A 5,640-nucleotide genomic window follows, 5' to 3' on the forward strand; every position below is an offset into this window, starting at 1 on the left:
ATCAAAAGCCATACATTGTCTCGGCTAGATGAATATCTGCTGGAATTTGAAAAGAACGCCACCGCCAACGGGGTGCATGTCCATTGGGCATTGGATGCCGAAGAACATAACAAAATCGTCCTAGACATTCTGAATAGCCATCAAGCCAAACGCTTCATCAAAAGCAAATCCATGCTGACCGAAGAATGTGGTCTGCGGGATTATCTCAAAAAAGCGGATATCGAAGTTGTTGAGACTGATCTTGGCGAACGGATTCAACAGCTCGATAACGAAGATCCAAGCCATGTTGTTGTTCCGGCAGTGCATAAACTCTGCGAAGATGTCGCACAGGTCTTTCACAAAAGCTATGGCTCGGATGAACACAATGCCGATGCCCATTATCTCGCTGAATGCCAAAGGGAAGCGACACGCCCGCTCATCCTCTCGGCAGATGCAGGCATGACCGGTTGCAACTATGCGGTCGCTGAAACAGGCAGCATTGTGGTTTGCACCAATGAAGGCAACGCCGATCTTTCGGCGAATGTCCCGCCAATACATATCGCTTCTGTCGGGATTGAAAAGGTAATCCCCCGCCTTGAAGATGTGCCGGTTTTTGTCCGGCTGTTATCACGCAGTGCTTTGGGATCACCGATTACGCAATATACCTCACATTTCCGCGCGCCGAGAAAAGGCGGCGAAATGCATATTATTCTTGTTGATAATGGCCGTTCGGAAAGACTGAAAAACGAAACATTCCGCCATTCACTGAAATGTATTCGCTGCGGCGCTTGCATGAATACCTGTCCGGTTTTCCGCCGCTCTGGAGGTCTCAGCTATGGGGCTACCTATGCAGGGCCCATTGGCCTAATTATCGACCCGACCTATAATGTGCATAAATATAGCCGCCTGCCTTTTTCTTCGACCTTGAATGGCAGCTGCGCCAATGTCTGTCCGGTCAAAATCAATATTCATGAACAGATTGCCTCTTGGCGGCAATTTATTTCAGAAAATCACGAATTGCCTTTTGTAAAAAAGGCCATGATGAAATCAGCTGGAGCCTTACTCTCCAGTCCAAAACTCTATCGCAAAGCCCTACCGATTACGAACAGCATCCTTAGGCATTTGCCGCATTTTGCGATTTATAACCGCTTGAACCGTTGGACAACCGGACGGGAAATGCCGGAGGTAAAACGCGAAACCTTCTATCAGTGGTATCAGAAAAACAGAGGGAAAAAAGCATGACCAGCCGTCAACGCATTCTCGACAACATCGCGATTGCCCGCCATGATGCTGAACATCCTCTACCCAAAGTGCCGCTTTTCGATGATAAAGCGGCGACAACCGATCTGATCAGTCAATTCACCCAAGCGGTCATCAATATGGGCGGCGAGGTCGCCGCAGTCGAAGGGCAAACATTGGCAGAATTAGTTGATGAAAAGACTAAAGACGCAAAAATCATCTGCTCCCATGTCGAAGAGATAAAGGGCAATTTCCCGTTAACCCCCGACACGCAACCGACAGATTTGAAAGATGTTGACTTCGGCATTGTCCGAGCCTCTTTCGCGGTCGCAGAAACGGGTTCTCTTTGCCTGACAGACAGCAATTTTGGCATCAATACATTGGGCTATCTACCGCAACATCTAATTGTTTTGGTCGATCCGGCTGATATCCTGTTCAACCTGCATAATGCCTATCAACGGCCAGAATGGCGCGAACATGGCTATGCTGTTTTCCACACAGGGCCTTCCGCCACGGCCGATATTGAAGGCATTCTTATTCACGGCGCACAAGGTGTCCGCTCACTTTTGGTCATTTTGCAGCCGCGCCAAGCGTAATTTCTTATCCGTCTCTCTTCCCAGATTAGAGACGGGTAAAATCAATTTTTCTAACCAGATCAAAAGGCGGAAAAAATCTTTATCCCCGTAAGCTGAAAGGCTTTAACCTCAAAAAAATACCCTATCAAAAGAAGGCCTTTCAACCCAAAAGGCTTTCCTTTGATAGGACATTAAAACAGGGCGAAAGATACCCCGTCATTCAGGCTATATGGAGATAGGCTTCAATCAAACCATCCTAAAAAAGCTGAATTTATCCTGCTCTTTTTAACACCCAATCAACATTACATCCTCCGGCAGGGGTTAAACCGGATATCGTAATCTGATTAGTCAAACGCGGCCAACCTGTCGGGTCAATCCAGATACTGGGTTCGCAACCCAACTTCCCGCCACGGCAACGGAATTGCCACAAGGCACCCCGTTCAATCCGCAACAAAGCCCCCATACCATCAGCCGTATTAGTCACCTCTACCCAAGGGGCGAGATGGAAACGCAGGATAAAGGGCATTTCGCTGGCTCTTCTTCGCCCCGCAGGCAACAGAATATCCTCACCCCGTAATTCCCAACCATTGGCTGATAAGGCCAACTTCCGGCGATGAATAAAACCGAAACGCCGCATATAGCCGTCATGACTAGCTTCTAACAGACTACCATTTTGACCTTCATGGCGATCCAGCTCGACTTCACTGACACCTCGCCCCAGACTGCCATCTTCCATCAAAGCGGTCGAATTGCTGTCTTTCAGGACAAGGGTTGAATGGGCGGCAGTTGCTCGCAATAACTGGCTTAATTCCGGCGGCAAGGCTTCGCTATTATCGCCTTGGTCAAGATCACTTCCCAAAACGCCGCCGCAATTGACAATCAAGCGGTCTGCCCCATCCGACATTTCAAAAGCCAAGGTCGAGGCCGAAGCCAATCCCGCACGATGAATAACCGGCGGGGGCGCTGTATCAATTACCAAAGTCGTCTGACCATGGCTTAAGCGTTGATAGCCCCATTCACCGGCACGACTTAACGGACGGCTACGGATACCGGCAGCATAGATAGCGGCATCGACCCGCTTTTTATCAACCGGAACACCCCCTTGGAAACTGGCAAGCCCGCCATCCCCCAAGGTCACACCCAATAAAGCCCTGACGGCACGTGCCATCATACGGGTAATCATGGTATTGGGCTGCATATCGCGGGAATGATACACGGCCAACAACATCGCACTATATTCAACCAACTCAAGCTGGTCATAGGGGGTGCGGCTGATGATACCACCATCTTCAAAAAGGCAACGGTTCAAAGCCTTTAACAACCCTTGCTCATGCCGCTGTAGAAAGGTTTTTTCATCCGGCAATAACAAGGTGGCCGCCACCAATCCCATCCATGAAATGGCACGGTTAAGGCCATTTGGCATTTTATCAGCACTGCGGGACAGATGTCGTCCCCCACGGGCAAGGCTGTTTAATAATTTCGAGCGATAAACCAGATCGGTCGAAGATAAAATAAGTGGCGCATAAGCGCCCCAAAATAAAATCCTACGCCCCCAAATATCGGGTTGCCATGCTTTATCATCAATTTCATCAGCATGGACTTCAAGCCAATTGCGGGTCAGTTTTTCCGCAATTTTGGCAACTTCCTGACGGTTGCCCGCTTCTGCCAAATCGCGCAGCCAGATAAAGCTATGCAAATAATCTGTAAATTCAGGCGACACGCCTGTGACAGGAAAGAGAGGATGATCCAGCTTAACTTTTTCATGGAAAAAGCGGATTTCTCCATGACGGATAGCCTTACCGGCCTCGGCATTACCAGAAAAAGGATCGCGTGGCACAGCCATCAACCGCAAAGGCGGCCGTCCCCGCAAACGCAGGGCATAGAAAGGGGTGTGCCATGACAAGCGGCTCAAACGGTTAACAATCCGTTCGGTTAAAGAAGGCTGCTTGTCACTATTGACACGGATCAACCATTTACCGGGTTTCGGCTCGCCGGAGTTTTCATCTCCGTTAAGATCGGGATCTCCCTTTTCTCTCATGATTTACGCAATATCCTGATATTATCGGTGTAACATGTTGCGCCGCCTTTAAAGCTGGCCGTTCCCGCGACCAAAACATCGGCACCGGCTTCGACGGCAAGCGGTGCAGTCGTGGCATCAATTCCGCCATCCACTTCCAAGCGAATATCCCGCCCAGAGGCTGTAATTCTTTGACGGATATCTTTAATCTTTTCTAATTGGGTTTTGATAAATTTTTGGCCGCCAAAACCGGGGTTAACGCTCATCACCATAATCAGATCAAGATCATCCATCAGATAATCAAGCCAGCTTAAAGGCGTTGCCGGATTAAAGACCAGACCCGCTTTTTTGCCTAATGATTTGATATGCTGAATAGTGCGATGGGGATGCGCGCCCGCTTCGGGATGGAAACTGATAATATCGGCACCCGCGTCGGAAAAAGCCTCAATATATTGATCGACAGGCGCAATCATCAAATGAACATCAAAAGGCTTTTGGCTATAGGGACGCAAAGCCTTCACAACCATGGAGCCTATGGTGATATTCGGCACGAAATGGCCATCCATCACATCAATATGGATCCAATCAGCACCGGCCTGATCTATCGCCGCGACTTCATCTCCCAAATGGGCAAAATCCGCCGAAAGGATAGAAGGCGCAATCAGGGGTAATTTACTCATAAAATATAGCCAGACAGAATATAGAGACAAAAACTTTTAAGGCCGCCTTCTGGGACAAAAGCGACCTTAAGTCTTTACCGTATCTTGAAATGACGAACCAGTAGGCTTCAGACTATTATAAATCCATTTGGAAAAAATAGCCTGAATTCAATCATTTTGCTTCTTTTTCGTCATACCGTGTAAAATACGCTATAAAAAAGCCGTCATTTCCGCCTTTTTCGGCCAGATTTTCTGGCAAAATCCGAAGCCACCCTTCTTTGGAAGGGGACAAACCGGCAGGCAGGCTCTCTTTTTTCAAAGAATCAATCCGGTAATCAGAATGATGCGCTAAAAAGTCGCGAATAACCGCTTCGCCTTCTTCCGGCTCCAAAGAGCAGACAGCATAGACGAGCTTTCCGCCTTTTTTGACCCATTGCGATGCACGGTGAAGCAGCTTTTTCTGCTGTTCGGCCATATCGGTAATGATACGCGAACTAACCCGATACAACACATCAGGATGACGGCGAAAAATCCCGCTAGCGGAACAAGGCGCATCCAGCAAAATCGCATCAACAGCTTCTTTTGGGGTATAATCAGCCAGATCGGCCGTCACCACTTCCGCAGACAAGCCCATGCGTTTCAGATTGTCATGCAATCGGGTCAATCTTTTGGCCGCGATATCGACAGCCGTAACCTGCCACCCTTGTGAGGCTAACTGCATAGTCTTGCCACCGGGAGCCGCGCAAAGATCAAGAATTTTGCGGTTATCGCCTTGGCCTAATAATCGAGCCGCCAACGAGGCAGAAATATCCTGCACCCACCACGCCCCTTCCTGATAGCCTTCTAATTCACCAATCGGGGGATGCCCTTCGGGAAGACGGATATGCCCTTCAAACAAGCTTTTACCGGATAATTTTTCCTGCCAAAGAGCGGTATCTTCAGGATTTTTCAAGGTCCAATCAACCGGCGGCTGTTCTGCCAAAGCCCGACTAGCGGCGGCCAACATCGGCTCACCCCAGGCTTTTTCCCAACGATAGGCGGTTTCATCGGGCAAAGTCGGATATTCCGGCAAAGCCACGCCTTCCCGTCTATCAAGGCTACCGTAAACGCCATGAACCAGACGACGAGGGCCCCCATCTACCAAAGGCAGAACTGTCGCAATCGCCACATG

Annotated in this window: 5 protein-coding genes; 2 read left to right on the top strand and 3 right to left on the bottom strand. The window is 49.1% G+C overall.

Annotated elements, in window-relative coordinates; all coding sequences use genetic code 11:
* The coding region (locus LDL18_RS08600; protein WP_296508756.1) for a lactate utilization protein B at positions 1 to 1,221 on the top strand (1,221 nt) is incomplete at its 5' end.
* A complete protein-coding gene (locus LDL18_RS08605) occupies positions 1,218 to 1,814 on the top strand; it encodes an LUD domain-containing protein (protein WP_296508758.1) in 597 nt (198 codons plus the stop codon). The genes LDL18_RS08600 and LDL18_RS08605, both read left to right, overlap by 4 nt.
* A 250-nt stretch (positions 1,815 to 2,064) precedes the next feature.
* Here the strand turns inward: LDL18_RS08605 and LDL18_RS08610 are convergent, their stop codons facing one another.
* The 3 genes from LDL18_RS08610 to LDL18_RS08620 all read right to left on the bottom strand — a co-directional run.
* Positions 2,065 to 3,831, bottom strand: a complete 1,767-nt coding sequence (locus tag LDL18_RS08610; RefSeq protein WP_296508760.1) for a heparinase II/III family protein — start codon at positions 3,829 to 3,831, stop codon at positions 2,065 to 2,067.
* Complete coding sequence (gene rpe / locus LDL18_RS08615; protein ID WP_296508762.1) at positions 3,828 to 4,490, bottom strand: ribulose-phosphate 3-epimerase; 663 nt, start codon at positions 4,488 to 4,490, stop codon at positions 3,828 to 3,830. The genes LDL18_RS08610 and rpe overlap by 4 nt, the downstream gene beginning before the upstream one ends.
* Positions 4,491 to 4,641: 151 nt before the next feature.
* On the bottom strand, positions 4,642 to 5,640 hold a 999-nt coding region (locus LDL18_RS08620; RefSeq protein WP_296508764.1), incomplete at its 5' end, for an RsmB/NOP family class I SAM-dependent RNA methyltransferase.

The sequence above is a fragment of the Zymomonas sp. genome, from assembly GCF_020216885.1.
GTDB lineage: Bacteria > Pseudomonadota > Alphaproteobacteria > Sphingomonadales > Sphingomonadaceae > Zymomonas.

Excerpts from the sequence above, each read along its gene's own strand:
- rpe (WP_296508762.1), bottom strand. The coding sequence starts at position 4,490 with ATGAGTAAATTACCCCTGATTGCGCCTTCTATCCTTTCGGCGGATTTT.
- LDL18_RS08605 (WP_296508758.1), top strand. The coding sequence starts at position 1,218 with ATGACCAGCCGTCAACGCATTCTCGACAACATCGCGATTGCCCGCCAT.
- LDL18_RS08610 (WP_296508760.1), bottom strand. The coding sequence starts at position 3,831 with ATGAGAGAAAAGGGAGATCCCGATCTTAACGGAGATGAAAACTCCGGC.